Origin of the sequence: Burkholderia sp. Bp9140 (assembly GCF_003853425.1) — a bacterium.
Classification (GTDB): Bacteria; Pseudomonadota; Gammaproteobacteria; order Burkholderiales; family Burkholderiaceae; genus Burkholderia.
The window spans coordinates 1-2471 of the sequence record NZ_QTPQ01000094.1 but is presented as its reverse complement, the minus strand read 5'-3'; the positions used below and the strand labels follow the sequence as shown (position 1 = coordinate 2471).

The window sequence follows — 2471 nt, the reverse complement described above, 5'->3', positions numbered from 1 at the left end:
CGTGCGTTCTGTTCGACGAGCAGCACCGTGATGCCCTCCTTCGAGATCTCGCGCACCACTTCGAAGATCTTCTCGACCATGATCGGCGACAGCCCCATCGACGGCTCGTCGAGCAGCAGCAGCTTCGGCTTGGAGAGAATCGCGCGCGACATCGCCAGCATCTGCTGCTCGCCGCCCGACAGCGTGCCCGCGAGCTGCGACGCACGCTCCTTCAGCCGCGGGAAGAAGCCGAACATCCGGTCGACGTCCTTCTTGATCTGCTCGTTGTCGTTGCGCAGGTACGCGCCCATCTGCATGTTCTCGATGATCGACATCCGCGCGAAGATCCCGCGGCCTTCCGGCACCATCGCGAGGCCGCGCTTGAGCAGCTCGTGCGACGGCACGCCCTTGATCGACTTGCCGTCGTACTCGATGTCGCCCGCCGAGTACGGCTTCAGGCCCGTGATCGCCTTCATCGTCGTGGTCTTGCCCGCGCCGTTCGCGCCGATCAGCGTCACCAGCTCGCCCTGGCGGACTTCCATGTCAACGCCCTTGACGGCCTGGATGCCGCCGTAGTTGACCTGCAAGCCCTTGATTTTCAACATTGCCGCTGCCATCAGTGCACCCCTGCGCCGAGATATGCCTCAATCACCTTCGGATTCTTCTGCACGTCCTGCGGCAGACCCTCGGCGATCACCTTGCCGTAATCGAGCACCGTCATCCGGTTGCACAATCCCATCACGAGCTTCACATCGTGCTCGATCAGCAGGATCGTGCGGCCGTCCGAGCGGATCTTGTCGAGCAGGCGCGTGAGTTCGACCTTCTCGGTCGCGTTCATCCCGGCCGCCGGCTCGTCGAGCGCGAGCAGCTTCGGGTCGGTCGCCAGCGCCCGTGCGATCTCGAGACGGCGCTGGTGGCCATACGACAGGTTGCGCGACGTGTAGTCCGCGTACTGCAGCACGCCGACGTATTCGAGCAGCTCGATCGCGCGTTCCTTGATCTCGCGCTCTTCCTGGCGCTCGGCCGGCGTCTGGAACACCGCGCCCAGCAGCCCGTGCTTGGTCCGCACGTGGCGGCCCACCATCACGTTCTCGAGGGCCGTCATCCCGCCGAACAGGCGAATGTTCTGGAACGTGCGCGCGATGCCCGTCTTCGCGACCTGGTGCACCGCGGTCGGCTTGTATTCCGTGCCATCGAGCTTGAACTCGCCGGAATCCGGCGTGTAGAGGCCCGTGATCACGTTGAAGAACGTCGTCTTGCCGGCACCGTTCGGGCCGATCAGCCCGTAGATCTCGCCTTCCTTGATTTCGAGGCCGACGTCGGACAGCGCCTGCAGGCCGCCGAAGCGCTTGTTCACGCCCTTGACGGACAGTCGGATTTGTTTGTCGCTCATGTGTGATATCCCCTTGTCCGTCGGTTAAGCGCGCACCGACTTGGCGCTGCGCTTCGCCAGTTTCGCGATCTTGTCCTCATGCTTCGGCGCCGGCCACAGGCCTTCCGAGCGGTACAGCATGATGATCACCATCGCGAGGCCGTACAGCGCCTGACGGATCACTTCGGTATCGACGATGTCGTGGCCGAAGATCGCGTGCTGCAGCGGGCTCATCGTCGAGCGCAGGAATTCCGGGAAGATCGCGAGCAGCACCGCGCCCAGGATCACGCCCGGGATGTGGCCCATGCCGCCGAGCACCACGCAGGCCAGCACGACGATCGATTCCCAGAACGTGAACGACTCGGGCGACACGAAGCCCTGGAACGAACCGAACATCGCGCCCGACAGGCCGCCGAACGATGCGCCCATCGCGAACGCGAGCAGCTTCACGTTGCGGGTGTTGATGCCCATCGCCTTCGCCGCGATCTCGTCCTCGCGGATCGCCGCCCAGGCGCGGCCGATACGCGAGTGCTGCAGGCGCGTACACGTCCAGATCACCAGCAGCGCGCACAGCACGAACAGGTAGTAGTACATGTAGACCGACGGCAGCTGGAAGCCGAAGATCGAGTGCGTCTGCGACAGGTTGAAGCCGCCGACGTGCACCGGATCGATGCCCGTGATCCCCTTCGGGCCGTTGGTGATGTTCACCGGACGGTCGAGGTTGTTCATGAAGATCCGCACGATTTCACCGAAGCCGAGCGTCACGATCGCCAGGTAGTCGCCGCGCAGGCGCAGCGTCGGCGCGCCGAGCAGGATCCCGAAGGTCGCCGCGAGCGCCATCGCGATCGGCACGATCAGCAGGAACGGGATGTGCAGGCCGTTCGGCGCGAGCGCCGCGATCCACTCGAACTGCGAGCTCAGGTGCGGCGAGCTCAGCAATGCCGCCGTGTACGCGCCCACCGCGTAGAACGCGATGTAGCCGAGGTCGAGCAGGCCGGCGAAGCCGACCACCACGTTCAGACCCAGCGCGAGCATCACGTACAGCATCGCGAAGTCGAGCACGCGGACCCAGTAGTTGCCGCCGGCCGAGCCGATGATGATCGGCGCGGCGATCACGAAG

General features: G+C 64.8%; 3 protein-coding genes. All 3 read right to left on the bottom strand.

The features are described from left to right. On the bottom strand, positions 1-596 hold a 596-nt coding region (locus DIE21_RS36725; RefSeq protein WP_148092776.1), incomplete at its 3' end, for an ABC transporter ATP-binding protein. Next, positions 596-1372 carry an ABC transporter ATP-binding protein gene (locus DIE21_RS36720; RefSeq protein WP_011352945.1) on the bottom strand — a complete coding sequence of 259 codons (777 nt, stop codon included), beginning with the start codon at positions 1370-1372 and terminating at the stop codon, positions 596-598. The genes DIE21_RS36720 and DIE21_RS36725, both read right to left, overlap by 1 nt. Before the next feature lie 24 nt (positions 1373-1396). Then, on the bottom strand, positions 1397-2471 hold a 1075-nt coding region (locus DIE21_RS36715; RefSeq protein ID WP_124502194.1), incomplete at its 5' end, for an ABC transporter permease subunit.

Bases quoted from the DNA above. Each gene is read 5' to 3' on its own strand.
- DIE21_RS36720 (WP_011352945.1), bottom strand. From the start codon at position 1,372: ATGAGCGACAAACAAATCCGACTGTCCGTCAAGGGCGTGAACAAGCGC.